27 protein-coding genes are annotated in these 24,139 nt (G+C 65.8%); 23 read left to right on the top strand and 4 right to left on the bottom strand.

Annotated features, from left to right (window positions below; genetic code table 11):
* The first annotated feature begins 141 nt into the window (after positions 1-141).
* The 16 genes from EIP75_RS19725 to EIP75_RS19650 all read left to right on the top strand — a co-directional run bounded on the left by EIP75_RS19725 (position 142) and on the right by EIP75_RS19650 (position 14,190).
* Positions 142-525 carry an integrative conjugative element protein, RAQPRD family gene (locus EIP75_RS19725; RefSeq protein ID WP_003090167.1) on the top strand — a complete coding sequence of 128 codons (384 nt, stop codon included), beginning with the start codon at positions 142-144 and terminating at the stop codon, positions 523-525.
* The gene (locus EIP75_RS19720; RefSeq protein ID WP_003090170.1) at positions 522-755 is read left to right on the top strand and encodes a TIGR03758 family integrating conjugative element protein; all 234 of its coding nucleotides are present in this window, start codon (positions 522-524) and stop codon (positions 753-755) included. Before EIP75_RS19725 ends, EIP75_RS19720 begins: the two co-directional genes overlap by 4 nt.
* A gap of 16 nt (positions 756-771) precedes the next feature.
* Positions 772-1,131: a TIGR03745 family integrating conjugative element membrane protein gene (locus EIP75_RS19715; RefSeq protein ID WP_003090173.1), complete on the top strand. Its 360-nt coding sequence runs from the start codon at positions 772-774 to the stop codon at positions 1,129-1,131.
* Positions 1,132-1,142: 11 nt separating this feature from the next.
* Positions 1,143-1,541 carry a TIGR03750 family conjugal transfer protein gene (locus EIP75_RS19710; protein WP_003050133.1) on the top strand — a complete coding sequence of 133 codons (399 nt, stop codon included), beginning with the start codon at positions 1,143-1,145 and terminating at the stop codon, positions 1,539-1,541.
* Positions 1,538-2,230 (top strand): PFL_4703 family integrating conjugative element protein, encoded by a 693-nt coding sequence (locus EIP75_RS19705; protein WP_003090182.1) that lies wholly within the window; start codon positions 1,538-1,540, stop codon positions 2,228-2,230. Before EIP75_RS19710 ends, EIP75_RS19705 begins: the two co-directional genes overlap by 4 nt.
* Positions 2,227-3,138, top strand: a complete 912-nt coding sequence (locus tag EIP75_RS19700; protein WP_006226028.1) for a TIGR03749 family integrating conjugative element protein — start codon at positions 2,227-2,229, stop codon at positions 3,136-3,138. The genes EIP75_RS19705 and EIP75_RS19700 overlap by 4 nt, the downstream gene beginning before the upstream one ends.
* Positions 3,128-4,546: a TIGR03752 family integrating conjugative element protein gene (locus tag EIP75_RS19695; RefSeq protein WP_006226029.1), complete on the top strand. Its 1,419-nt coding sequence runs from the start codon at positions 3,128-3,130 to the stop codon at positions 4,544-4,546. The genes EIP75_RS19700 and EIP75_RS19695 overlap by 11 nt, the downstream gene beginning before the upstream one ends.
* Positions 4,527-4,982, top strand: a complete 456-nt coding sequence (locus tag EIP75_RS19690) for a TIGR03751 family conjugal transfer lipoprotein (RefSeq protein WP_003090198.1) — start codon at positions 4,527-4,529, stop codon at positions 4,980-4,982. Before EIP75_RS19695 ends, EIP75_RS19690 begins: the two co-directional genes overlap by 20 nt.
* Complete coding sequence (locus tag EIP75_RS19685) at positions 4,982-7,873, top strand: conjugative transfer ATPase (protein WP_003105079.1); 2,892 nt, start codon at positions 4,982-4,984, stop codon at positions 7,871-7,873. The genes EIP75_RS19690 and EIP75_RS19685 overlap by 1 nt, the downstream gene beginning before the upstream one ends.
* Positions 7,874-7,897: 24 nt before the next feature.
* Positions 7,898-8,665, top strand: a complete 768-nt coding sequence (locus EIP75_RS19680; protein ID WP_003090202.1) for a DsbA family protein — start codon at positions 7,898-7,900, stop codon at positions 8,663-8,665.
* Positions 8,666-8,840: 175 nt separating this feature from the next.
* A complete protein-coding gene (locus EIP75_RS19675; protein ID WP_003090203.1) occupies positions 8,841-9,335 on the top strand; it encodes a JAB domain-containing protein in 495 nt (164 codons plus the stop codon).
* A gap of 164 nt (positions 9,336-9,499) precedes the next feature.
* Positions 9,500-9,946 carry a TIGR03757 family integrating conjugative element protein gene (locus EIP75_RS19670; RefSeq protein ID WP_006226031.1) on the top strand — a complete coding sequence of 149 codons (447 nt, stop codon included), beginning with the start codon at positions 9,500-9,502 and terminating at the stop codon, positions 9,944-9,946.
* Between the two features lie 83 nt (positions 9,947-10,029).
* On the top strand, positions 10,030-10,893 hold the full coding sequence (locus tag EIP75_RS19665) for a TIGR03756 family integrating conjugative element protein (RefSeq protein WP_425536172.1): 864 nt from the start codon (positions 10,030-10,032) through the stop codon (positions 10,891-10,893).
* 9 nt (positions 10,894-10,902) lie between these two features.
* A complete protein-coding gene (locus EIP75_RS19660) occupies positions 10,903-12,297 on the top strand; it encodes an integrating conjugative element protein (RefSeq protein ID WP_006226032.1) in 1,395 nt (464 codons plus the stop codon).
* Positions 12,294-12,653: a hypothetical protein gene (locus EIP75_RS19655; RefSeq protein WP_003090212.1), complete on the top strand. Its 360-nt coding sequence runs from the start codon at positions 12,294-12,296 to the stop codon at positions 12,651-12,653. The genes EIP75_RS19660 and EIP75_RS19655 overlap by 4 nt, the downstream gene beginning before the upstream one ends.
* A gap of 13 nt (positions 12,654-12,666) precedes the next feature.
* Positions 12,667-14,190: a conjugal transfer protein TraG N-terminal domain-containing protein gene (locus EIP75_RS19650; RefSeq protein ID WP_023093288.1), complete on the top strand. Its 1,524-nt coding sequence runs from the start codon at positions 12,667-12,669 to the stop codon at positions 14,188-14,190.
* Between the two features lie 6 nt (positions 14,191-14,196).
* On the opposite strand, the gene EIP75_RS19645 is transcribed toward EIP75_RS19650, so the two are convergent.
* The 3 genes from EIP75_RS19645 to EIP75_RS19635 all read right to left on the bottom strand — a co-directional run bounded on the left by EIP75_RS19645 (position 14,197) and on the right by EIP75_RS19635 (position 15,912).
* Complete coding sequence (locus tag EIP75_RS19645) at positions 14,197-14,556, bottom strand: DUF3742 family protein (protein ID WP_023093287.1); 360 nt, start codon at positions 14,554-14,556, stop codon at positions 14,197-14,199.
* An 84-nt stretch (positions 14,557-14,640) separates the two neighbouring features.
* The gene (locus EIP75_RS19640) at positions 14,641-15,273 is read right to left on the bottom strand and encodes an RES family NAD+ phosphorylase (protein ID WP_023093286.1); all 633 of its coding nucleotides are present in this window, start codon (positions 15,271-15,273) and stop codon (positions 14,641-14,643) included.
* A 12-nt stretch (positions 15,274-15,285) separates the two neighbouring features.
* The gene (locus EIP75_RS19635; protein ID WP_023093285.1) at positions 15,286-15,912 is read right to left on the bottom strand and encodes a hypothetical protein; all 627 of its coding nucleotides are present in this window, start codon (positions 15,910-15,912) and stop codon (positions 15,286-15,288) included.
* Positions 15,913-16,227: 315 nt separating this feature from the next.
* On the opposite strand from EIP75_RS19635, the gene mobH reads away from it, so the two are divergent.
* Positions 16,228-18,093, top strand: coding sequence for a MobH family relaxase (gene mobH / locus EIP75_RS19625; RefSeq protein WP_023093284.1), 1,866 nt, complete (start codon positions 16,228-16,230; stop codon positions 18,091-18,093).
* Between the two features lie 55 nt (positions 18,094-18,148).
* On the opposite strand, the gene EIP75_RS24665 is transcribed toward mobH, so the two are convergent.
* A complete protein-coding gene (locus EIP75_RS24665) occupies positions 18,149-18,925 on the bottom strand; it encodes a MerR family transcriptional regulator (protein ID WP_225321160.1) in 777 nt (258 codons plus the stop codon).
* 379 nt (positions 18,926-19,304) lie between these two features.
* Here EIP75_RS24665 and EIP75_RS19610 point away from each other — a divergent pair, with 379 nt between their 5' ends.
* From EIP75_RS19610 to EIP75_RS19590, 6 genes are read left to right on the top strand one after another with little or no spacing between them, the layout of a single operon-like run.
* Positions 19,305-19,706, top strand: a complete 402-nt coding sequence (locus tag EIP75_RS19610; RefSeq protein ID WP_023093282.1) for a hypothetical protein — start codon at positions 19,305-19,307, stop codon at positions 19,704-19,706.
* A gap of 11 nt (positions 19,707-19,717) precedes the next feature.
* The gene (locus tag EIP75_RS19605) at positions 19,718-19,957 is read left to right on the top strand and encodes a DUF2933 domain-containing protein (protein WP_003090237.1); all 240 of its coding nucleotides are present in this window, start codon (positions 19,718-19,720) and stop codon (positions 19,955-19,957) included.
* Entirely contained in the window at positions 19,954-20,604 is a 651-nt protein-coding gene (locus EIP75_RS19600; protein WP_003090238.1) for a methyltransferase family protein, read from the top strand. Before EIP75_RS19605 ends, EIP75_RS19600 begins: the two co-directional genes overlap by 4 nt.
* Position 20,605: 1 nt before the next feature.
* Entirely contained in the window at positions 20,606-20,764 is a 159-nt protein-coding gene (locus EIP75_RS24375) for a hypothetical protein (RefSeq protein ID WP_010791738.1), read from the top strand.
* Between the two features lie 10 nt (positions 20,765-20,774).
* On the top strand, positions 20,775-21,638 hold the full coding sequence (ppk2, locus tag EIP75_RS19595; protein WP_023087280.1) for a polyphosphate kinase 2: 864 nt from the start codon (positions 20,775-20,777) through the stop codon (positions 21,636-21,638).
* A 32-nt stretch (positions 21,639-21,670) separates the two neighbouring features.
* Entirely contained in the window at positions 21,671-24,136 is a 2,466-nt protein-coding gene (locus EIP75_RS19590) for a heavy metal translocating P-type ATPase (protein ID WP_125244956.1), read from the top strand.
* Positions 24,137-24,139 lie beyond the last annotated feature (3 nt).

Genomic DNA, 24,139 nt, shown 5'->3' with positions numbered 1-24,139 from the left:
ATAATCGAAACTCAACCCGGGCTTTTGTAGGTTCGCTCGCGGTATGCCCAATCCGGTCGTCCGCCAGTTCCTATTGTTTGCGGCCTAAAACAGCCCTGATCTCCACGATCACCCCATTGCTGATCACACAGGAATGGCGCGATGGTGGCTTCGATCTGGCTGCGCGCCGCGCATCGCGGCGTGCCCACTTTTCTCGTGACGGCCCTCCTGCTGGGTCAGTCCCAGATGGCCTTGGCCGAGTCCCCGGCACAGCGCCAGGAGCTGGTCGCCGCACTGCGCCAGCTCGACGCGCTGGAGCGCACCGTCGCGGACAGCGCCGCGCATGCCCCCATCCAGCCGGGCGAGCGCTACCACTTCGACTACCCGCGGCTGCTGGCTGACCTGGCGCGCGTTCGCGCCGGCATCCAGTTTCACCTGACGCCATCGCGCGCTCAGCCGCGCGACCCCTCCGAACTGGCCGGCGACTACCGCACCGAGCGGGCGGCCGAGCCGCTGCCGGCGACGACTGCGGGGGGCAAGCAATGAACGGCGCCCAGGTCTCGGCATTTCAAGCCAACAGCGGTATCGCGCCTTCCGCGATGGCGACCGTCCTGGTCGGCGTCGTGCTCGCGGTCCTGCTCGTGTGGGGCGTCTGGGCCATCCGAACGGCCTACGTGGGGTGGTCCGAGAGCCGCCTCAACCAGCGCCAGTTCCTCGGCGTCTGCATTCGCTTCGTCGCGATGTACCTCGTTCTGAGTTTCTTCCTTCTGTCCTGACCTGAAAGGCCCGACCATGCACAACCGCAACCTCACTTCCCGTTTTGCCCAGCGCGCCGCCGTGGCCCTGGGCGCCGCCGCGCTGCCCGCGCTGTCGTTCGCGCAAGGTCTGCCGCAATTGGAGAACCCCACGCGCGGCACCGGCAACGGCATCATGGAGACCATCCGCAACTACGGCTACGACATCATCATGCTCGTGGCCCTGCTGGTGGTGGCGTCGATGTTCATCGGCGTCTGCTACCACGCCTACGGGACCTACGCGGAGATCCACACCGGCCGCAAGACGTGGGGCCAGTTCGGCCTCACGGTCGCCATCGGCGCCGTGCTGCTCGTGATCGGCATCTGGCTGCTCACCGAAGCCACCGGCATCCTGTAAGCGAGGCCGGTATGTCCGAGCAGCAGCACGTCCGTGCGGACGGAACGGTCACCTTCCTTCCGCACCGGCTCAACCGCCATCCCGTTGTGGTGCGCGGCCTCACCGCTGACGAACTCTGGATTTGCTGCGGCCTGTCCGGCGCCGCCGGCCTGCTGGTCGGCGCGCCGCTGTCCTGGGTGTTCCGCACGATCGCGCTGGCGCCGACGTTCGTCGTCCTGGGCGTGGCGCTCGGCGTCTTCATCGGCGGCGGCATCCTGCGCCGCCTCAAGCGTGGGCGTCCCGACACCTGGCTGTATCGGCAACTGCAATGGCGCATCGCCACGCGCCATCCGCTGATGGCAGGCTGGGTCGGTGGCCATGTGCTGATCTCGCGCTCGGGCTTCTGGTCCACCCGCAGGAGCATGCGATGAGCCGCTTCAAAAACGAGATTACCCATCTGCAGGCGCACATCAAGACCTTGCGCCTGGGCGCGGGCGCGCTGGTCGTCGTCGCCCTGGTCATGGGCGGCGGCTGGTGGAGCGCGCCGCGCGACCTGACCATCCACGTCCCGCCCGACCTGCGCTCCGGCAGTACCCGCAAGTGGTGGGAAGTGCCGCCCGAATCGGTCTATGCGTTCACGTTCTACGTGTTCCAGACCCTCAACCGCTGGCCAACCAATGGCGAAGAAGACTACTCGCGCAACCTCCACACGCTCTCGCCGTACCTCACCCCGTCCTGCCAGGCCTTCCTGCGGGCGGACTATGACTACCGCCGCTCCACGGGCGAGCTGCGTCAGCGCGTGCGCGGCATCTACGAGATTCCCGGCCGCGGCTATGGCGACGACCCCACGGCGCGCGTGCGCACCGTGTCCGATCGCGACTGGGTGGTGACGCTGGACATCACGGCGGACGAGTACTACGGCGCCGAGCAGGTCAAGCGCGCCCTGGTGCGCTATCCGATCAAGGTCACGCGGGTGGACGTCGATCCCGCCCGCAACCCGTTCGGCCTGGCGCTGGACTGCTACGACGGCGCGCCCCAGCGCATCAGTGCACCGGAGCCGACGCGCCCGGCGCCGAGTGGCCTGTCTCCGCAAGCGCCTCAAGGAGGAAACACCCCATGAAGCATCCTGTATTCGCGCTGCTGGGGCTACTGGCCGTGGCCGCGGCACCCATCGCCCATGCAGTGGAGATCCTGCGCTGGGAACGCATGCCACTGGCAGTGCCGCTGAAGGTCGGTCAGGAACGCATCGTGTTCATTGACCGGAACGTGCGCGTGGGCGTGCCCGCGGGCGTGGGCGAACGCCTGCGCGTGCAGAGTGCGGGCGGCGCGGTGTACCTGCGCGCCAGCGAGCCGATCGAGCCCACGCGGTTGCAACTGCAGGACGCCGACACGGGCGCGCTGATCCTGCTGGACATCGCAGCCGAACCACCCAAGGACGGGGAAGCCGAGCTGGAGCCGGTGCGCATCGTCGAGGGTGACAGCGCACCGGGACGCTATGGCGAGCAGGCCGACAGTGCCGAGGCCCCGGCACGCGCCCAGGGCCAGGCAGGTGCGCGGACCGCGCGGCGCGAAACCCCGGTCCCTGTCGTCCTGACGCGCTTCGCCGCGCAGCACCTCTACGCGCCGTTGCGCACCGTGGAGCCGCTGCCGGGCGTCATGCGGGTCAACCTGCCCCGCGACCTCGACCTGGACACACTGATGCCAACGCTGCCCGTGCGCGCGGTCGCGCTCGCGTCGTGGCGGCTGGAGGACCAGTGGGTCACTGCCGTGCGCCTGACCAACGGCAGCGGCGGCTGGATCACGCTCGACCCGCGCGTGCTGCAAGGCGATTTCCTCACCGCCACCTTCCAGCACGAGGCGCTGGGCCCGCGCGGCACGCCCGAGGACACGACCGTCCTGTACCTGGTCACGCGCGGCCGCGGCCTCGCGCAGTCGCTGCTGCCGGCGATTCACCGCTTCGACCCTGCCGTGCATCTGCCGCAGCCGGACGGCGACGAGAACGCCAAGAAGGCCCGCCATGCGCAGTAACGGCCTACTCAAGTGGCTGATGATCCCTGTCGCCATCCTGGTGCTGTTCGTCGGTATCCGGCTGTTCTCGGGTGGAGGCAGCACGGCGCCACCCGCGGCGGACAACGGCGCCCAGCTCACGCCCGATGAAATGAAGGCGCTGGGCATCGAGGGCGATACCCCGCGCGACACCGTGGCAACGCTGGTTGCGCAGGTCAAGCAGTTGCGCACCGAACTTCAGACCGCGCTCTCGGACAACAAGTCGCAGCGTGAAGAGAACCAGCGACTGCGCCAGCGCGAGAACTCCATCGACCAGCGCATCAACTCGGCGCTCGAATCCGAGCGGTCCAACCTGCGCCGCGACCAAGAGCAGGCGGCCAGCGCGCGCCAGCAAACCGAAGGGCTGCTCGCCGACCTGCAGCGGCGTCTGGACAGCATCGGCGGGCGCGGCGGCGGCCATGCGGACCTGCCCGTGGGCCTGGGGCTGCAGGGCGGCGACGAGGCAGGCATGGAGGGCGGCGTGCGGTGGGTCGAGCCGGACGACGCAAAGCCCGCCGAGGGGCGCAACGGGGGGCGTGGCGCGAGCGGCGGCATGAGCTTCCCCACGAGCTTCGGCCCGGCGCAGAGCACGCTCGAAACCACCGCGGAAACCGTGGCCAACGCGGGCGCCCGCGCCGCCGGGGGCAAGAGTGCCAAGCCGGTCTATACCGTGCCGACCAACTCCACGCTCATGGGTTCGGTCGCCATGACCGCGCTGATCGGCCGCGTGCCGATCGACGGCACGGTCAACGATCCCTATCCGTTCAAAGTTCTGGTCGGGCCGGACAACCTGACCGCCAATGGCATCGACATTCCCGACGTGGCCGGCGCCGTGTTCAGCGGCACCGCCTCGGGCGACTGGACGCTCTCGTGCGTGCGCGGTCAGGTGCGCAGCATCACGTTCGTCTTCAACGACGGCACGATTCGCACAATCCCCGAAGACCGCGAGGGCAACCAGCAGAACAACCAACAGCGCGACGGCTTGGGCTGGATCAGCGATCCCCACGGCATTCCTTGCGTCAGCGGCGAGCGGCGCAGCAACGCCCAGCAATACCTCGGCTCGCAGGCCCTGATCACCGCGGCCGGTGCCGGTGTGGCCTCGCTCATCGAGAGTGACAGCGGCCGCATGTCCTATGTCGGCTCGGACGGCTCCATCGGCACCGTGGGCATCACCGGCCAGGAAGCGGTCGGCCAGATTCTCGCGGGCGGTGTCCGGGACATGTCGGCCTGGGTCAACAAGCTCTACGGCCAAGCCTTCGCCGCCGTCTATGTCCAACCCGGCGCCAAGGTTGCCGTCCACCTCGAAAAGCCGCTCGCCATCGACTTCGATCCCGAAGGCCGCAAGGTCGATCACCGCGCAGGAGAAAGCCATGCACTCGAACTTGACTAACCTGGCCCGTGGCCTGGCACTGGCCCTCGCCGTCGCGGTGCTTGGCGGCTGCGCCACCAGCAAGGAAAAGCTGCTGACCCACGGTGACCGCACGATGATGGACATCTGGCAGCAGGAAGCCGGCGACGGCGGTGGCGGTGGCGCAGCCGGGCGGAACGCCGGCCGCCAGCTGCTCGATGCGCGCCAGAGCCTGCGTCGGCCCCTGACCGACGCCGACGTGCAGGCCGCACCTGTTGAGCAGATGCGCTACACGCGCACCGCGCGCAATGAGGTCCACCGCCAGTTCCAGCGTCTGCCCAATCCCGATCTCGTGATGTACGTGTACCCGCACCTGGCCGGCACCGACCCCGTTCCCGTGCCGGGCTACACGACGGTTTTCCCCTTGTACCAGCGCGTGCAGTACGCGATGCCTGGCGAGAGGACGGAGGACTACTGATGCGGTGGAAACTTCCATGGCCGAAGCTGGCTGCCGTCAGCGCCGAAGACACCGCCGCCGACGAGCAGCCGGACGGCTGGCAGCGCCACGTCGAGGCCTTGCAGCAAGCCGGCATCCCCGAACCCGGCGCCGCGGTCCAGGGCCGCAAGCCGGCGACCGTGGCCGACGAGCAGGCGCTGTACGACGTCGCACCGTCCTTCGTGGAACTGCTGCCCTGGGTGGAGTTCTTGCCCGAGTCGAAATCGATGCTCCTGGAGGACGGCCAATCGGTGGCCGCCTTCTACGAGCTGGTGCCGCTGGGCACCGAAGGCCGGGAACCCGGCTGGCTCGCGCATGCCCGCGACGCCCTGGAAAACGCGCTTCAGGACAGCTTCGATGAACTGGACGAGAACCCGTGGGTGCTCCAGCTCTATGCCCAGGACGAACCGAGCTTCGACCAGTACATGCAGACCTTGCGCGATTACGTGCAGCCACGTGCGCGCGGCTCGGCGTTCACCGAGTTCTACCTGCGCTTCTTCGGCCACCACCTGCGCGCTGTGGCCAAGCCCGGCGGCCTGTTCGAGGACACGGTGGTCACGCGGCTGCGCTGGCGCGGCCAGACGCGGCGCGTGCGCATGGTGGTGTACCGCCGCGCGAGCGGACAGGGACAGGCAAACCGCCGCGGCCAGACACCCGAGCAGATGCTGGGCATCGTCTGCGACCGCCTGTGCGGCGGCCTGGCGAACGCCGGCATCCAGGCCCGGCGCATGGTCGCGGCCGACGTCCACGACTGGCTGCTGCGGTGGTTCAACCCGCGCCCCACGCTGCTCGGGCCTGGGGTGGAGGACCGGGAGCGCTTCTACGCGTTGGCGCGCTATCCGGACAGTACCGAGGAAAGCGAGGCCGGCGAGATCGAGCTGGCGAGCGGGCGGGATTTCAGCCAGCGGCTGTTCTTTGGGCAGCCGCGCTCGGACGTGGCGCAAGGGGCCTGGTACTTCGACGGCATGCCGCACCGCGTGCTGATCACCGACCGGCTGCGCATGCCGCCCGGCACCGGGCACCTGACCGGCGAGACCCGCAAGGGGGACGCGATCAACACGCTGTTCGACCAGATGCCCGAGGACACCTTGATGTGTCTCACCATGGTGGCCACGCCGCAGGACGTCCTCGAATCGGACCTCAACCATCTGGCGAAGAAAGCTGTGGGCGAGACGCTGGCGTCGGAGCAGACGCTCAAGGACGTGCATGAAGCCCGCTCCCTGATCGGCAGCGCGCACAAGCTCTACCGGGGCACTCTGGCGTTCTACCTACGCGGGCGCGACGAGGCGGAACTGGATCGGCGCGGCCTGGACCTCGCGAACGTGATGCTCAACGCCGGCCTGCAGCCGGTGCGCGAGGACGACGAGGTGGCGCCGCTCAACAGCTACCTGCGCTGGCTGCCGTGCTGCTACAACCCCGGCAAGGACCGGCGCCGGTGGTACACGCAACTGATGTTCGCCCAGCACGCGGCGAACCTGTCGCCAGTATGGGGCCGCGCCCAGGGCACGGGGCATCCCGGCATCACGATGTTCAATCGCGGCGGCGGCCCGATTACGTTCGACCCCTTGAACAGGTTGGATCGGCAGATGAATGCCCATCTGTTTCTATTTGGCCCCACCGGCTCGGGGAAGTCCGCCACGCTCAACAACCTGCTGAACCAGGTGACGGCCATCTACCGGCCGCGGCTTTTCATCGTGGAAGCCGGCAACAGCTTCGGCCTGTTCAGCGACTTCGCCAGGCGCCTGGGCCTGACCGTGAACCGGGTCAAGCTGGCCCCCGGATCGGGCATCAGCCTGGCGCCGTTCGCCGACGCACGCCGGCTGATCGAAACGCCCAGCGACGTACAGACGCTCGATGCCGACGCGCTGGACGAAGACCTGCCCCCCGATGCCTCGGCCATGGAAGCGGACGAGCAGCGCGACGTGCTGGGCGAACTGGAGATCACAGCGCGGCTGATGATCACGGGCGGCGAAGACAAGGAAGAAGCGCGGATGACGCGGGCCGACCGCTCGCTGATCCGCCAGTGCATCCTCGACGCCGCCGAACATTGCGTGGCCGAAAAGCGCACCGTGCTCACGCGCGACGTGCGCAACGCGCTGCGCGCCCGTGGCCAGGACCCGACGCTGCCCGAGATGCGGCGCGTGCGGCTGCTGGAGATGGCGGACGCGATGGACATGTTCTGCCAAGGCACGGACGGCGAGATGTTCGACCGTGACGGCACGCCGTGGCCCGAGGCCGACATCACGCTGGTCGATCTGGCGACCTATGCCCGCGAGGGCTACAACGCGCAGCTCTCCATCGCCTACATCAGCCTGATCAGCACGGTGAACAACATCGCCGAGCGCGACCAGTACCTGGGCCGGCCGATCGTCAACGTGACCGACGAAGGTCACATCATCACCAAGAACCCGCTGCTCGCGCCCTATGTCGTGAAAATTACAAAAATGTGGCGCAAGTTGGGCGCCTGGTTCTGGCTGGCGACGCAAAACATCGACGATCTGCCGCGCGCCGCAGAGCCCATGCTCAACATGATCGAGTGGTGGGTGTGCCTGTCGATGCCGCCGGACGAAGTGGAGAAGATCGCCAGGTTCCGCGAACTCTCGCCGGCGCAGAAGGCGCTGATGCTCTCCGCACGCAAGGAAGCGGGCAAGTTCACCGAGGGCGTCATCCTCTCCAAGAGCATGGAAGTGCTGTTCCGCGCCGTGCCGCCAAGTCTCTACCTCGCGCTCGCGCAAACCGAGCCCGAGGAGAAGGCAGAACGCTACCAGCTCATGCAGCAGCACGGCGTCAGCGAGCTGGATGCCGCCTTCAAGGTGGCTGAGAAGATCGACCGGGCACGTGGCATCGAGTCGCCGACCCTGGACCTGCCCTGAATCTGCCGTACACCGGAGAACGCCATGGAACAGAAACGCCCATCCATTCCGATGCAGGTACAGGCGTTCCGCCGTCGGCGCTGGAGGCTCAGCTGGCCCTGGGTGTTGGCCGCCGTGCTGGTAGCGCTGCTGCTGATCTGGCTCGTGTCCCGCTATTCTGGCAAGTCCACTCCCCAGACTTCAACGCCGGTCAGCGTGACGCAGGTGGCCGGGCCTCCGTGGCAGATGGGAAATCCGGAAGGGCGTTTCACGCTGACGCTCTACGCGGACCTCGAATGCCCGTTCTGCCGATCCTATTTCCCAGTGCTCAAGCGTTGGGTGGCCGGCAACGCGGACGTGGCCTTGCAATGGCACCACCTCCCGTTGGCCGCGCATGAGCCGGCCGCGTCTGCCGAAGCGAGCCTGGCGGAGTGCGCCGGCGAATCTGGCGGCCATGCCGCCTTCTGGCAGGCTGTCGAGTGGGTCTATGCCCACACGCGCAGCGACGGCCAGGGCTTGCCCGAGGACCTGCGGTACCCCGACCTTACGCCAGCCATCGAGCAGTGTCTGGCGAGCGAACGGCCCGAGGCGCCGATCCGCACCCAGACGGCGGAAGCCACGAGCAGCGGCGTGACCGCCACGCCGTCGCTGCGGCTGCACGATCGCGAAACCGGCAAGGCGATCCTACTGCAGGGTCCGATCGAGGGCGATGCCTTGCTGTCGGCCATGGACATGCTCGCGGCCGGCGATCCCGCCGCCACACCTACTACATCGGAAATGCCTGCCGACGTCGTCGGCGACATGCCCAGGTAGCCCCGGTCTTCAAGGCTACGGCGCAGTCCACTGCGCTGACCGAAACCCGTTCGCCTCGCATCCTGGCCGCGAACGATCACCGCTGCCGCGGTGATGGATGCACCTTGTTCGTTCCCCAGGAGGGCTTGCCCTCCCAGGGCGCGCGCCCTCCGATCTCACCGTCTGGAGGTTCGCCATGTCTTTCGTCGTCAATGACTCCTGCCTGGAGTCGCTTTCCGCCATCGCTGCCCAACACGAGGACTGGATCATCCAGCAAGCCATTGCACTGCTGGAGAAGCGGGTTTTCAAAGCGGGTGCGAAACTCCTCGACCCCACGGCCGTGCGCGACTACCTGCGCGTGAAGCTGGTCGCCGAGCCCAATGAGATATTCGCCGCTGTGTTCCTGGACAGCATGCACCAGGTGCTGGCCTACGAGCCGTTGTTCAGGGGCACGATCAACTCGACTTCGGTCTATCCGCGTGTCGTCGTGCAGCGTGTGCTGGAGTTGAAGGCCGCCGCGGTGGTCTTCGCGCACCAGCACCCCTCGGGCATTTCCGAGCCGTCGAGCGCGGATCGCATGCTGACCCAGCAACTGCAGGCCGCGCTGGCGCTCATCGATGTGCGGGTACTGGACCACATCATCGTCGGCCAGGGTGCCCCGTTCTCCTTTGCGGAGTCCGGCCTGCTGTAAGGGTTGCACTGCTTCGTTGATCAGCGCGGAGGCTTCGGCCTCCGCTTTTTTCTTTGCGGCGACGCAAGCAGGTATGCGGGGTGGCCGCGATGCGCATTGTTTGTTGGGGCCGCCTGGGGTTCGGCGTTTGACTATGGCCCTGATCAACTTCCGGGGCACATGACATGCCAGCAGCTTTTACCCGGTTCGCACCAGGCTGGCGAACCCTTGGCATGGCCGTGGCGCTGCCGACGTCTCTGGCGGTGTTCAGCCCGGCCACCTTCGCCGCCGACGTGGTGGTCGTCACCGACAGCCGCCACCCGGTCAAGACCATGGGCGGCGAGCGACTGATCGAGTTGGGCGAAACGCCCCGGATCGAGGCCGAGCTTTCCGCGAATCTTCCAGCCGACCCTGAGCGGGCAGCAGCCATCGTCCGGCAACGCCTGAAGCAAGGCGGCACCGATCTTCAGCGCCGCATCGGCACCGCCTACCAGGGCGTCACCGACGCATGGAGTTTGGATGTCACGACCATCCCGGCCGTCGTGGTGGATCAACGCTTTGTGGTCTATGGCGAGCCGGACGTGGCCCGGGCCGTCGCGCGCATCGAGCAACACCGGAGGACGCAGCCGTGACCCATCGCCCATTCGACCTGCTGCGCCGCCTGCGCGTCGCCGTGGCCTCGCTGCTGCTGATCAGCGCCACGGGCAGCTACGCCTTGAACACCGCCACCATCGTGTCCTCCGTCATGTCGCCGGACTGCCTGGAGTACCGGGTGGTGGGCATCTGCTACTGGCTCTACTGCACCTGGACGGGCTGCACGGTGCGCACATCCACCAAGGTCCGGCACTACGTGCCCGATGCGGTCGTCTCCAGCTACAGCAACACCGGAGAGAACCCCTGGGTCGAGGTGCAGGCGATGAGCACGCCCAACCCATCCGCACAGGCAGGTGGGGATGGGACCACGAACGAAGACCACGAAAACAACCTCGCCAAATTCAAGAACAGCGATGTCATCGGCCATCCTGGCGGCGAGGTATTCAACCAGTTCGCATCGTCGTCGGGCTATTTCTGCCAAGGCGCGGGCACGGCCTTCATGCCGTATCTACTCAGCACCCTGGACACGCTGGCTTGGCGCTACAACGTGCCTGAAATGACCTACCCGGAGGCGTTGATTCCGGGCATGCGCGAGGTCGGTGCGCGCACCACGATGAACCTCTGGGGCAATGTCTATCCGCGCGGCGGCTTCCTGCATCAGACCGATGACTACAAATCCGGGGCCGTCGTGGCCCAGCGCGCCGGTGATGTCGTCACGCGCCGCGGGCAGATCCACGTGTACCAGCCGCTGCTTGCCAACGCCCGCGACGGCTACTGGCCGGCCGGCGCGCTGATGGAGGGTGATGCCTCTACGGGCAAGTGGCAGGAGCTGACGCCGCGCCTGTCCAACACCTGCGTGGTGTTCCCGCACAGCGGCACGCTGACCCAGGCCCAACAAGGCGACTACGCCTGGGCGCTGTGGCGTCCCTATGCGTGCTGCGAACGCCGCGGGCAGGTGTTCCTGGGCAGCGTCGATTTCCTCTGAGGTGCCACGATGAAGCGTCCTGAATCGATGAACCTTTCCGCCAAGGCGTGCCGCCTGCTGCGCCCGAAGGCGCTGGCCGGCCCGCTCGCTCTGGTCTGCGGCCTGGCGTGGGCGCAGGTCGGATACCAGAACAGCGGCCCCTTCCTCGGCGATGACGTCATGTACTCGATCGGCGGTGGCAGTGCGGTGTCCATGGGCCGCGCGGCCGGCATGCGCTCCATCGGGGTCGGCGTGGGGTGGAACAGCAACCTGATCTGCGGCGACATGAGCATCCAGACCACGCTGCGCAATCAGCTCAACGGCATCACGAACGGCTTTCAGCAGATCATGAGCAACGTGATCCAGAGCGCGACCAGCGCGGTTGCATCGCTGCCGGCGCTGATCATTCAGCGCGCCGATCCGGGCCTGTACAACCTGCTGACCAACGGCGTGCTGCAGGCGCGGCTGGACTTCGACCGCTCCAAGCTGACGTGCCGCGCCATGGCGGAGAAGATGGCCGAGACTGCGGGTGGCCAGCTTGGCTGGAGCCAGATGGCCGAAGGCATGGCCTTGCGTGACGCGGTTGGCAGCAACGATGCCGTGTCGGCCGTCGAGCAGGCCGAGACGCGCCGCGGCAACGACGGCGTTCCCTGGGTGGGCGGCAGCAATGCCGGTGGCGCAGGCCAGTCCGCCATCCGCGTGGTCGGCGACGTCACCCGCGCGGGCTACAACCTGGTCAACGGGCGCGGCGTGACGGACACATCCTCCATCGCGTCCACCAGTTGCGCGAGCCTGTCCTGCCAGACCTGGACGTCGCCGCAGCAGGCGACCGAATGGGCCACCCGGGTCCTCGGGGAACAGGTGCAGCGCACGTGCGATTCCTGCACCAAGACCGAGACGGTGCCCGGCGTCGGGCTGACGCCGCTGATCCAGGAGGAGTACGAAGCCAAGCTGGAAGTCTTGCAGGAACTGGTTTCCGGCGTGCGCAACACCACCTTCGAGAACTTGCGCGAGGCCGGCAGCACGTCGCTGCCGATCACGCGCGGCGTCATCGAGGCGCTGCGCGACGAGCCGGACCAGGACCTGCTGGCGCGGCGCCTCGCGTCCGAGGTGGCGCTTTCGTCGGTGCTGGAGAAGGCACTGCTGCTCCAGCGCACGCTGCTCACCGGCAAGAAAGAGCCCAACGTGGCAGCCAACGAGTTGGCAGTCGAGGCCGTGAACCACGAGAGCGACACGCTCGACCGGGAGATCCGCAACCTCAAGACCGAACTTGAACTGCGGCGCGAGCTGGCGAACAACTCGCCGATGGCCATCATCCAGCGCCATGGCACGCGCGCGGCAGGCTCGCGCGGCATCTATGAGGGCGATCCGGTGCCCGACCGCCTCGACCAGTTGCAGAAGGGCAATCCGGGAGGCCGGCCATGAGCGCGGAGCGCATGGCCTGGCGCCCCTTGCGCTGGCTCATCAGCCGGCGTGCGGCGAAAGCACTGCTGTGGGCGGCCGTGATCGTCGCCGCTGCGGTGGGCGCCAACATCGCCGGCATCTATCTCGTTGGCAGCGTGGCCGGCTGGGAGCGGTGGCTCGCGGCCGCATCGGGCTACTTCTTCGTGTGGCGGTTGTTCCTGTACGGGGCGACGGCCTGCGGCTGGGTCTGGATGCGGCGGCGGCTGCTGGCGCGCGAGGACAGCACGCTGGCCCGACGCCGGCTGATTCGCGCTGAGGTCGCCGGCATTGTTGCCATCGTGGCGCTGGAAGCCAGCCTGTTGATGCAGGCCGCTTGAGGGGATCGAGGCCATGACGCTTTTCACGACCGACTACCTGGAGTACTACCTAACCCTCGTGTCCTGGATCGTCAACAACGGCATCTGGGCGGTCCTCGTATCCAGCGGGGTATTCGCGCTGCCTTTCGTCGCCATCATCGTGCAGGAGTGGTTGAAGGCCCGTGCGGAAGGCGCCGACGAGGGCAACAAAGGCGTGCTGAGCGCCGCCCGCATCGAGAACCGGGTCTTCGTCGCCATCGTGGTGGTGATGTTCGCCGGCATTCCGTTCATCGACGTGGACCTGAACACCATCCAGTACGACAGCTCGCGCTCGGCCCAGTGCCAGGTCAGCGTGGCGCAGCCCGGGGATACCGGCTGGTCGCAGTCCTTCAGCACCATCAACAACCAGTCGGCGAAGGTGCCGGTGTGGTGGGCGTTCATGCACGCGCTCTCGCGCGCCGTCACGGGCGCTTCGGTGGCAGCGATCCCGTGCGGCACGGACCTGCGGCAGATGCGCATGGAGATCGACGCTACGCGCATCGATGACCCGGTGCTGGCTCAGGAAGTAGCGGATTTCTCGCGGGATTGCTATGGGCCTGCACGGGCCAAATTGTTCATGCAGCGCCCTCAGCTCGATGAGCAGCAGATGCACGACGTGACCTGGATCGGATCGCGGTTCTTCACCGACACGAACGGCTACTACGACACATACCGTTCCAGCACCCCACGCGAGGACTGGCCCTATGACAGCACCCGCGACGCAGGGCTTGCGCAGGTGGCCAGCGGTGGCGGCTACCCGACCTGCCGCCAGTGGTGGAGCGATGGAAGTAACGGCCTGCGGGCACGCCTGCTGGGTCAGGTGGACCCGAGCCTGTTGAGTCGCCTGGCGGGCTGGGCCGGGTTCCTGAGCCGGGCCGAGGTGGACGACTCGGTGATCCGAGCCATCGCGTCACCGCGGCAGCAAAAGTTGAACCAGGGCAGCGTCTATACGGACTACGGCGGCCAGATCGACAAGACCTTGCCGAACATCGTGACACGGGCCACGGGAGACGTTGGGATGGCCGTCGGCGCGATTGCCGCGTTTCCCGCCATGGACGTCGTGAGACAGTCTCTACCCATGGTCCTCGCCTTGCTCAAGATGGCGCTGGTCATCTGCATCCCGCTCGTGCTGGTCGTGGGCACCTATGACCTGAAGACGGTAGTCACGGTCAGCGTCGTGCAGTTTGCGCTGTTTTTCACGGACTTCTGGTTTCAGCTTGCGCGCTGGATCGATTCAACGATCCTGGATGCGCTTTATGGCCGGGGCTTCGGCTGGAACCGGCCGCATACCAACTTCGACCCGCTGGTGGGCCTGAACAACGCTTTCGGCGACATGCTCCTGATGTTCGTCACGGGCACGATGTTCATCGTACTGCCCACGTTCTGGATCATGGCCCTGGCTTGGGCGGGCGTTCGCGCCGGCAATGTGCTCCAAGGCCTCGCTGGTGCCACCGGAGATGCCAAGGCTGCTGGCGGGAGGGGCGGAAGCATTGCGATCAATGCAGTTTTGAAGAAGTGATGACTGCTAGTCGTCCTCGACATGAGGATCAATGCGAAAACCGTCATAGGTGTATAGGCCGAATCCTGCTGGTCCGTTTCGCCACTCTGGCTCGGGTAACCCTTCGCCCAAGTCGGCGTTGCGGGCCATCCAGGCAACGACCATGACGCACACCAGCAGCAGGGCCAGCCAGAAGGTGGTGTACACCAGCATCCCGAGCGCAACCAGCTTGACCACCCACACGAGCGCGGTGGCAATGACCGCCGGCACCCCCTTGGACACCAACCAGTTCGACGCCCGACGTTCGCCGCGCGCGTAAGCGCGCCATCCCCGGCCGAGGCTGCGACCGAGACGTTCTGCGGTGCCGATGCGGGTTGTCGTGTTCATGGTCGTCTCCTGCTACAAAGGTATGCCTATTCCAGTTTGCTCCACTTCATTCCGTTTGGGGCTTCAATGTGTTTTCTTGCTGCTTCAGGACGCTTCGTCATCCGGTTCCACCGGGCCGGGGTCGGGTTCCACGCCGACGCGATACGTGGCAACGAAGCGCGGCCAGTCCACATGGTCCACCAGGTCGATGTCATCGACAACGCCAACCTTTGCTGCCGCACGCTCGAACAGGGCGATGCTCTTGGCGGGATAGTTGTTGCGCGAAGGATAGAGCACCCCGTCGAACAGCGGCTGGCCGTCGTCTCCGAGCATCGCATGCACCTGGGCGGACACCTGCTGCGTGTGCGTGTAGTCGCGGCTGGCCAACTGTTCCAGGTTCAGGCCGAAGTAACCCGCCATGACACCCTCGGCCGTGAGATCGGCCAGCCGCACGTCGTCCAGGACGCCCACGGCGCGCACGAGCCGGCTCTCGACTTCCTTCAGCGCGATCGAGCGCTTTTCATCCGCCAGCCACTGGTGCTTGTGAAACACCGACTCCATCAGCGCCGTGGGCAGGTCGCGGCCCAGGTAGAGCACGCCGTAGGTCCGCGCCGGGTCGTCGTAGCGATTGGTGCCGCTGCGGCCATAGTACAGCGGGCTGCCCCGATAGACGACGCGGCTCACATGCTGGAGCAGTTCACCCGCATCGATCAGGAACAAGGGCAGTTCGCGGCTCATGGCGGTCTTGCCTCAATGCACCTGGACGCCCAGCACGTTGAACACCGCTTCGGCCACGTCATCGATCGTGCCATGTGTCACCGTATCCACCGGCGAGCGTCCGCCCAAGCCTTCGAGCGGTTCGGACAGCGCGCGGTAGATCGTCCAGTGGTCGATGCCCTCGACCTCCTGAAGCACGGTTTGGGTCAACTGCTGCTTCACCGGGTCGAGCTGCCAGTCGGGCAGCTTCTGGCCGCGCGGCCCCACATTCAGCGCCAGCAGCCGGCGCGCGAGGATGTCCTTGTAGATCTGCTGGCGCGACTTGTCCGCCAGCTTGGCGTACTCGGGGATCGCCAGGTTGTGCGGCTGGTTGAAGGTTTCCAGCAGCGCAGCGCGGCCACGCTGGACGTCGGTTTCACTCGGCGCCCACCGCGTCTCGGCGCGCAGCGCGCCCGCTTTGCGTGCCAGGGCCTCTTGCACCGTGTCCGCTTCCAGGCTGGCGGGCAGCTTCACCGCCTCCACACGCTCGTGGACGAACGCCTGCAACTCGGCCGCAAAAGCCGTGGCATCCCGGATTTCGACGGTATCCGCGAAGCGGCGCACATCCTCCACCGTGACGCGCGGCAGATGGTCGGCAATGAATTCAATGGCATTGGGCATGGTGATCTCCCAGGCAGGTTTGAGACAGGATTCACTCTAGTCGCCCTTGTCGCATTTGTCAACTTAGTCGCCTGAGCGAGAGCCTACCTGCCGGGGGTAGCGTCCCCGCAGCATAGGCAGGGGCCAGCGCCAGGTCTCCGTCCAATCCATTCGTGCGGGTTCCACATTGACGCTGGAGACGCAACCCAGGCCCGGCTATACCGAAAAGGTTAAAGGCCAAAGGGCCGAAACGGCAAGGGAATGGGGTGCAAGGGGAAAGGCCCTACCTCGAAAAGGCAAAAAGGCCTCCCGGCCGGCCCGCCACAGGACACCCGCATGCTCTCCCTGTTCCAGCGAAAACGGCCCCCGGTGGCTGCCGCGCCGACGCCACCACCCACCGCCGACCTCCCGAAAGGGTTGATGCGGCCCGAGTCGGCCGCTTCGCTGCTGGCCACCCCGCGCCGGCAGAAGCTGCTGGAGCACATCTGGCAGCGCACGTCGCTCTCACGCAGGCAATTCGCCACCTTGTATCGGGCGCCACTGGAACGCTACGCCGAGCTGGTCCAGGCTTTCCCGGCTTCCGAGGCGCATCATCACGCTTACCCTGGCGGCATGCTGGACCACGGCCTGGAAATCGTCGCCTACAGCCTGAAACTGCGGCAGTCCCATCTGCTGCCCATCGGCGCCAGCCCCGAAGATCAGGCGGCGCAGTCCGAAGCCTGGACCGCCGCCATCGCCTATGCCGCGCTGCTCCATGACATCGGAAAGGTGGCGGTCGATATGCACGTCGAGCTTGCCGACGGCAGCACCTGGCACCCGTGGCACGGCCCGCTGCGCCAGCCATACCGATTCCGCTACCGCGAGGATCGCGAATATCGGCTTCACAGCGCTGCGACCGGCTTGCTCTATCAGCAACTGCTCGACCGCGATCTCCTGGACTGGCTCAGCGACTATCCGTCCCTGTGGTCGCCGCTGCTCTTCGTCCTGGCCGGTCAGTACGAGCACGCCGGGGTGCTGGGCGAGCTGGTCGTACAGGCCGACCGCGCTTCCGTGGCTCAGGAGTTGGGCGGCGATCCCGCGCGCGCTATGGCCGCGCCTAAGCACTCGCTGCAACGCAAGCTGGTCAACGGACTGCGCTACCTGCTCAAGGAAGAGCTGAAGCTGAACCAGCCCGAAGCCTCCGATGGGTGGCTCACCGAGGACACGCTGTGGCTGGTGAGCAAGACGGTATCGGACAAATTGCGTGCGCACCTGTTGTCCCAAGGCGTCGATGGCATCCCCGCGAACAACACTGCGGTGTTCAACGTCCTGCAGGATCACGGCATGCTGCAGCCCACCCCCGACGGCAAGGCGATCTGGCGCGCGACCGTGACCAGTTCCACCGGCTGGTCCCACTCGTTCACCCTGTTGCGCCTCGCGACCGCGCTGATCTGGGAGCCAACCGAGAGGCCGGCGCCGTTTACCGGCACGGTGTCGGTCGACGCGGCGGCCACAGCCAAAGAGGCCAATGTGCCCGCCGCCATTCCGCCGGCAGACGCGCAGTTCGCTTCGGAGGGGCAAGGGATTCCGCCATGGGAGAAAGGTAACTCCTCTCCTCCAGCGGAAGGTGAGCCACTGCCCGACGCGATGGAAGACATGCTTTCGATGGTGGGCATGGGGGATTCACCCGCGACCCGGCAGGATGCTGAAGCACTTTCTGAGCTGGTGTCTGCCGCGCGTACCGACGCGCCACCCTTGACCGCCCCTCAGCGTTCGTCCCCAGCGCCGACGCCCAGGACAAGGCAGTCATCCGGAGAGCACTTCATGGCGTGGCTGAAACAGGCCATCGCTTCCCGCCGGCTCATCATCAACGACGCGAAGGCGCTCGTGCATACCGTGAGCGGCACCGCCTATCTCGTCAGCCCAGGCGTGTTCCAACGCTATGCGCAGGAGCATCCGCAAGTGGACGCACTGGCCAGGCAAGAGCAGCAACAGGATTGGCAGTGGGTGCAGAAGCGCTTTGAAAAGCTCCAACTACACGTCAAGCATCCCAATGGCCTGAACATTTGGACGTGCGAAGTCACCGGGCCAAGAAAGTCCCGCCGCCTGCACGGATACCTTCTGGAAAATTCGAGCCTGCTTTTCCCGGAAACGCCTCCGGGCAATCCCTATCTATCCCTGTTGGGTGAGACCAAACACGGCGACGAGACTTCAGGAAGGTGACGAGGGTCAACATGAACTTCTCAACTTCGCCGGGACTGACTCCCACGCCATACCTTCATTCGGACGGAGTCAAAGGCGTCATCAGCGCAGCGATGATGGGACAAGGCAGCGCCTCTCCCGTCTCTTCGCACCTCACCAGCATGTCCCGCAGAGCGCCTCGCATGCGCTCAAGATCGCCGACCTTCTCGTCGATCTGGTCAAGGCGCCGCCGCGTCACAGTTTGAATGGCTCGGCGATTCCGTCCATCCTCCAGGTCCAAGAGGGATTTCACCTCGTCCAGCGAAAACCCAAGACTCTGAGCGCGCTTGATGAAACCAATCCGCTGGATCATCGAAGCGGGGTAGCGCCGGAAGCTGCCCGCGGTCTTCGGGATCGGCAAGAGCCCGCGTCCTTGGTAGTAGCGGATTGTCTCTACGCCGACACCAGCGACCTTCGCCAGCCTGCCGACCGTCATCCAATCACCAGGACCTTCTTTCATTGAGGGATCCACTGTCTTATTCATGACCAACAAAGAATAACGCAGCACTGCGTAGTTGACCCCTGCGTCCATTTGATCCAAATCAATATCCCGCAGCTCATTTGGGCCTAGGATGACCAGTGTCAATGGGCAAATAGGCCGCACATGCGCACACTTCTCAACCACCGCAGGATTCGCGCCATCGCGTGGATGGTGCTCGGGGTATGGCTGTTTGCGCTCGGGGCCGGGGTGGCCAATGCCTGCCTTCTGGAGTCTCCGCAGCAACATCGGCATGCTGTCGGATATGAGCATGTCCCATCGTCCGGGCATGGAAATCATGAAGGCCTCCATGGTGAGCACGAAGAAGGTTCCCATGACCCGTCGAAGGCCCCGTGCCTGAAGCTCTGCGGCGACGTCAACCAGTCCGCCATTCAGAAAGCACCAACCTTCGCGTTCGACCTCGTCGGTTTGGCGCCTCCCGCCTATGGAGACCAGCTGCTGGCTCCGACGTTGGCTCTGCGAGCCATCCCATCGAGGGGTCACCAGCGACCACCTCCCAAGCGGCCGTCGTGGCTGCTGTTCGAGCGTCTCGCGCTGTAGCGCCTCCTTTGAGTTGCCGTGTCGGTCACACCCGGCGCACAACTCATAAGCCTTGACTCTGTACCCGACTACGGAGTTTTCATAGGGCTTTGTCCGCTTGCGGCGACATCGGTTTCGCCCCAATGGCAGGCACCCGCGGCTAAAGGAGAGAGAAATGAAATTCACGCATTCGATCGCGGCCATCGTTGGCGCCGCACTGGTCACCTTGTCTGCGTTCGCGCAGGACAACCATCTGGCCCATCACCCCGCAGGTGCGAGTCCGACCGCGGCCGAGACGCCAAGGGCGCCGACCACCGAGGGCATGGATGCGCAACTGAAGTCGATGCAGGCCATGCACGAACGGATGGTGGCTGCGAAGACGCCTGCGCAGCGCAAGGCGCTCATGGCCGAACACATGCAGGCCATGCGGGCTGGCATGGCGATGATGGGCGCAATGAAGGATGGAGCCGAGTCGGCGCCGACGGCTGAGCGGCAGCAAATGCTCGAAATGCGCATGGACATGTGCCAATCCATGATGCAGATGATGATGGACCGGATGCCTGAGCCGGCGAAGTGAGGAGGACGACCATGACAACTTCTCACCGCACCGGTCCAAGGTTTTCGCGCTCGCGATGGTTCCTGGGCTTTCTGGTCTTCCTGGCCGTGAGCATCTACATGCTGCTGACGGAACACCGCGGGCACTACTTGGCCGCGCTGCCACTGGTCCTCCTGGCGACTTGCGTCATCGCTCATGTGCTGATGCATCGCCATGCCGTACCAGGCGACGGTAGCAAGGCGAATCCACCGTACCCGGGAGAGCGCAAATGAACCACGATGCGCCCGCTTATGGGCTTTGGCTGCTCGTCCTCGTGAACTCGGCGGTCTTCATCATGTTCGCCTTCAGCTTCTTCAAACCGCAGACCTCGCGCGACTGGAGAACCTTCGGGACATTCGCAGCGTTCATTGTTGCCTTGTTCGTCGAGATGTACGGCTTTCCGCTGACGCTGTACGTGCTGTCCGGCTGGCTTCAGACCAAGTATCCCAGTCTGGACTTGCTGTCGCACAACAGCGGCCATCTCTGGTCGACCCTGCTGGGCGAGAGCGGCGACCCTCACTTCAGCCCGCTTCATATCGCAAGCTACATCTTCATCGGGGGCGGCTTCTGGCTTCTGTCGAGCGCCTGGACGGTGCTCTACCACGCGCAACGGCACGCCCAACTTGCCGTGAGCGGCCCATACGCCAGGATTCGGCACCCGCAGTATGTGGCCTTCGTGGCGATCCTTTTCGGCTTTCTGCTGCAGTGGCCGACGCTGTTGACGCTGCTGATGTTCCCCTTCCTCGTCGTGATGTATTCGAGGCTGGCAGTCAACGAGGAGAAGGACATGCGCAAGCAGTTCGGCGCCGAGTTCGACGCCTATGCCGCGCGCACGCCGCGCTTCCTTCCCTCCCTTTCGGACACGCGCCAGCGAGGCTGACATGAAGAAGACCCGCTGGCGTCAGCGCATCAATCGACCGTACCTGGCTGCAGCCTACGGACAAGGCGATGGCTGCGGCTCCCGCTCGGATGCGGACATGAGCGCCGCGCCCCGCCGGGCGTCGACACACGCAATGCTGATCGCCTGCGACCAGACCTAACGGAGAACCCATGGCAAAGAACAAGAAGGGTGCCAAAGGCGCCAAGCACAAGGCCGATGTGGACGGCACCGGCACTGCCCACGGCTCAGCGCGCGACGAGACAGCGACACGCTCGATCGGCCGCGAGGACTACGAAGCACAGTTGCACATGCTGCAGATCGAACTGGTGAAACTGCAGCGGCATTTCATCAAATGCAACGACCGTATCCTGATCCTCTTGGAGGGAAGGGACGGCGCAGGCAAGGACGGCAGCATCAAGCGGCTGGTCGAACACCTGAGTCCTCGGGAAACACGGGTCGTCGCGCTAGGAAAGCCCTCCGACCGGGATCGCACGGGCTGGTACTTCCAGCGCTACGTCCCGCACCTGCCGGTTGGCGAAGAGCTCGTGGTGTTCAACCGCAGTTGGTACAACCGTGCGGGCGTGGAACCGGTGATGGGCTTCTGTACCGCCGAGGAGCACGAGGAATTCATGAACTCAGTGCCCAAGTTCGAGGAGATGTTGGTCAACTCCGGCATCAAGCTGCTGAAGTATTACCTCGACATCGGCAAGAAGGAGCAGAGCCGCCGGCTCGGGGAACGCCGCCGTGATCCCCTCAAACAGTGGAAGTCGAGCCCGGTGGATGCCGTCGCGCTGAAGCACTGGGACGGCTATACACGGGCGCGCGACGAGATGTTCATGCGCACCCATACGGCCGCAGCGCCCTGGTCTGTCGTGCACGGCGACAACAAACGGTTGGCGAGGCTCAACCTGATCAGAGACATCCTCTCCCGGCTGCACTACGCCGGCAAGAAGCACAAGGTCATCGCTCCCGACCGGGAGATCGTCTTCGAGTTTTCGCAGGACTGCCTGGACTCGGGCCGACTCGCTCGTTGAGACCACGTACACAGCGAACAGGAAGAACATCCATGAAGTCGATCAACGTTGAAGTCGGAGGGCTCGTATCGAGCCTGAGCGCGGAGGGAGTACGCCGCAAGCTGCTGCAGCTTCCCGGCGTCCATCATGCAGATGTCAACTATGTTGCGGGAAGCGCAACGGTCCATCTCGATGAGGGACAACTCAGTGTCGAGGATCTGCGCCAGCGCATCGCCGAATGCGGCTATCACTGCCGTGGCGAGCAGACGCCCAAGCACGTGTGCGCGCCCGCCGCTGGCGTCTCTGCCGACCCCAGCCATGCGGTGCACGGCCATCACGGCGCACCCGCACGTCAGGCGCAAGAGATGGGGCATGAGGGGCACCACGCGCATGCCCCCGCCACGGCCGCACGCGCGAAGGCTGCGGCCACGACGCCCGCCGCCCATGCTGCGCACCAGGCCCACGCAGGCGACCCTGCGATGGCCGACATGATGCACGACATGGGCCACGGGTCGGGCTCGATGCAGGACATGGCCCGGGACATGCGCAATCGCTTCTTCGTGGCCCTGGTCTTCGCCATTCCCGTGTTCTTCTATTCCCCGATGGGGAAGATGTTCGGCGACTTCCAGACGCCGTTCGGGCTGGACGACAAGCTCTTTCTTTTCTTCCTCGCAAGTGCCGCGATCATCTATCCAGGTTGGCCTTTCTACGTGGCGGCGTGGCGCGCGCTAAGCAACGGCGTCGCCAACATGGCCACGTTGGTCGTGCTGTCGGTGGGCACCGGCTACCTGTTCAGCATCGGCGCGACCTTCTTCTACGAGGGTGAGGTGTTCTATGAAGCGGCATCGGTGCTGCTGGTCTTCATCCTGCTGGGGCACTGGCTGGAGATGCGCGCCCGCGCGGGCGCATCCGACGCGATTCGCGCGTTGATGGATCTCGCCCCGCCCATGGCCACGGTCGTGCGCAACGGGGTGGAGACCAAGGTACCGACCGCCGAGGTTGCAGCCGGCGAACTGGTCGTGATCAAGCCCGGCGACAAGATCCCGGTGGACGGCGAGATCGTCGAGGGCGCGTCGCAAGTGGACGAGTCGATGCTGACGGGCGAGTCCATGCCGGTCAAGAAGGGCGTGGGCAGCACCGTCGTAGGCGCCAGCATCAACAAGAGCGGAAGCTTTCGCTACAAGGCCACGAAGGTCGGCGCGGACACGGCCTTGGCGCAGATCGTCAAGCTGGTCCAGGAGGCCCAGAACTCGAAGGCCCCCGGCCAGCTGCTGGCCGACCAGGCATCCCAGTGGCTGGTGCTGGCGGCGATCGTAATTGGCCTGCTGACCTTCAGCGTCTGGTACTGGGTGATGGGACAGACATTGCTGTTCGCACTCACCTTGACCATCACCGTGTTCGTGATCGCCTGCCCTGACGCGCTGGGGCTGGCCACCCCGATGGCCATCATGGTCGGGACCGGGCTGGGCGCAATGAACGGCATTCTCTTCAAGAATGCGGCCGCATTGGAGAACGCCACCAAGTTGACGGTCGTGGTGTTCGACAAGACCGGCACCTTGACACTGGGGCAGCCCGATGTCGTCGAGATGGTGGCCGCGCCCGGTGTCGAGGAGACGCGGCTTCTGGCGACGGCCGCCGCGGTGGAGAAGTTCTCCGAGCACCCCCTCGCGCTCGCAGTGCTCAAGCGTGCGGGAGACATGCCGACGGAGGTCACCGAGAACTTCACCAACATCGATGGGCAAGGCGCACGGGCCACTATCGGGGGCGAGACGGTGCTCCTGGGCAACCGGCTGCTGATGCAGTCGGAACAGGTGGATCTGGCTCCCCTTGCCAGCGAGGCGGCGCGGCTGCAAGGCGGGGGGCGCACTGTGGTCCACGTCGCGCGCGGTGGCCGGCTGATCGGCCTCATCGCGATCGCCGATGCCGTGCGGCCGACCTCGCGCGAGACGATCGCCAAGCTGCAGGCACGCGGCGTGAAGGTCGCGATGCTGACCGGCGACAACCAGGCGACCGCCGAGCGCATCGGCAAGGAACTGGGCATCGACATCGTGCTTGCGGATGTGTTGCCCGGGCAGAAGGCCTCCAAGATCAAGGAACTGCAGCAGCAGGGTCACAAGGTCGGCATGGTCGGCGACGGCATCAACGACGCTCCGGCGCTGACGCAGGCCGACGTGGGCTTTGCGATTGGCGCGGGGACGGACGTTGCGATGGAAAGCGCCCAGGTGGTGTTGATGAAGAGTGACCCCTACGACGTGGTCGGGGCCATCGAACTGTCCCGGGCGACGCTGCGCAAGATGCACCAGAACCTCTGGTGGGCCGTGGCCTACAACGTGATCGCCTTCCCGCTGGCGGCCGGGGTGCTGTATCCGTTCACCTTGTCGCCCGAGGTCGCTGCATTGTCCATGTCGGGCAGTTCCGCGATCGTCGCGATCAATGCGCTGATGCTCAAGCGCACGCGCCTGCCGGGGATCAAGCGCGTGACGTCGCGTGCCAGTGTCCCAGCGGCCGCGTCAGCCTGAGCG

The organism is Aquabacterium soli, from assembly GCF_003933735.1.
GTDB classification, from domain to species: domain Bacteria; phylum Pseudomonadota; class Gammaproteobacteria; order Burkholderiales; family Burkholderiaceae_C; genus Aquabacterium; species Aquabacterium soli.
Note: the sequence above shows the minus strand (reverse complement) of the source record. Positions and strands in the feature narration are given on the sequence as shown.

Coding starts and splice junctions, on each gene's coding strand:
- EIP75_RS19725 (WP_003090167.1), top strand. CDS start 142: ATGGTGGCTTCGATCTGGCTGCGCGCCGCGCATCGCGGCGTGCCCACT.
- EIP75_RS19720 (WP_003090170.1), top strand. CDS start 522: ATGAACGGCGCCCAGGTCTCGGCATTTCAAGCCAACAGCGGTATCGCG.
- EIP75_RS19715 (WP_003090173.1), top strand. CDS start 772: ATGCACAACCGCAACCTCACTTCCCGTTTTGCCCAGCGCGCCGCCGTG.
- EIP75_RS19710 (WP_003050133.1), top strand. CDS start 1,143: ATGTCCGAGCAGCAGCACGTCCGTGCGGACGGAACGGTCACCTTCCTT.
- EIP75_RS19705 (WP_003090182.1), top strand. CDS start 1,538: ATGAGCCGCTTCAAAAACGAGATTACCCATCTGCAGGCGCACATCAAG.
- EIP75_RS19700 (WP_006226028.1), top strand. CDS start 2,227: ATGAAGCATCCTGTATTCGCGCTGCTGGGGCTACTGGCCGTGGCCGCG.
- EIP75_RS19695 (WP_006226029.1), top strand. CDS start 3,128: ATGCGCAGTAACGGCCTACTCAAGTGGCTGATGATCCCTGTCGCCATC.
- EIP75_RS19690 (WP_003090198.1), top strand. CDS start 4,527: ATGCACTCGAACTTGACTAACCTGGCCCGTGGCCTGGCACTGGCCCTC.
- EIP75_RS19685 (WP_003105079.1), top strand. CDS start 4,982: ATGCGGTGGAAACTTCCATGGCCGAAGCTGGCTGCCGTCAGCGCCGAA.
- EIP75_RS19680 (WP_003090202.1), top strand. CDS start 7,898: ATGGAACAGAAACGCCCATCCATTCCGATGCAGGTACAGGCGTTCCGC.
- EIP75_RS19675 (WP_003090203.1), top strand. CDS start 8,841: ATGTCTTTCGTCGTCAATGACTCCTGCCTGGAGTCGCTTTCCGCCATC.
- EIP75_RS19670 (WP_006226031.1), top strand. CDS start 9,500: ATGCCAGCAGCTTTTACCCGGTTCGCACCAGGCTGGCGAACCCTTGGC.
- EIP75_RS19660 (WP_006226032.1), top strand. CDS start 10,903: ATGAAGCGTCCTGAATCGATGAACCTTTCCGCCAAGGCGTGCCGCCTG.
- EIP75_RS19655 (WP_003090212.1), top strand. CDS start 12,294: ATGAGCGCGGAGCGCATGGCCTGGCGCCCCTTGCGCTGGCTCATCAGC.
- EIP75_RS19650 (WP_023093288.1), top strand. CDS start 12,667: ATGACGCTTTTCACGACCGACTACCTGGAGTACTACCTAACCCTCGTG.
- EIP75_RS19645 (WP_023093287.1), bottom strand. CDS start 14,556: ATGAACACGACAACCCGCATCGGCACCGCAGAACGTCTCGGTCGCAGC.
- EIP75_RS19640 (WP_023093286.1), bottom strand. CDS start 15,273: ATGAGCCGCGAACTGCCCTTGTTCCTGATCGATGCGGGTGAACTGCTC.
- EIP75_RS19635 (WP_023093285.1), bottom strand. CDS start 15,912: ATGCCCAATGCCATTGAATTCATTGCCGACCATCTGCCGCGCGTCACG.
- mobH (WP_023093284.1), top strand. CDS start 16,228: ATGCTCTCCCTGTTCCAGCGAAAACGGCCCCCGGTGGCTGCCGCGCCG.
- EIP75_RS24665 (WP_225321160.1), bottom strand. CDS start 18,925: ATGGGAACCTTCTTCGTGCTCACCATGGAGGCCTTCATGATTTCCATG.
- EIP75_RS19610 (WP_023093282.1), top strand. CDS start 19,305: ATGAAATTCACGCATTCGATCGCGGCCATCGTTGGCGCCGCACTGGTC.
- EIP75_RS19605 (WP_003090237.1), top strand. CDS start 19,718: ATGACAACTTCTCACCGCACCGGTCCAAGGTTTTCGCGCTCGCGATGG.
- EIP75_RS19600 (WP_003090238.1), top strand. CDS start 19,954: ATGAACCACGATGCGCCCGCTTATGGGCTTTGGCTGCTCGTCCTCGTG.
- EIP75_RS24375 (WP_010791738.1), top strand. CDS start 20,606: ATGAAGAAGACCCGCTGGCGTCAGCGCATCAATCGACCGTACCTGGCT.
- ppk2 (WP_023087280.1), top strand. CDS start 20,775: ATGGCAAAGAACAAGAAGGGTGCCAAAGGCGCCAAGCACAAGGCCGAT.
- EIP75_RS19590 (WP_125244956.1), top strand. CDS start 21,671: ATGAAGTCGATCAACGTTGAAGTCGGAGGGCTCGTATCGAGCCTGAGC.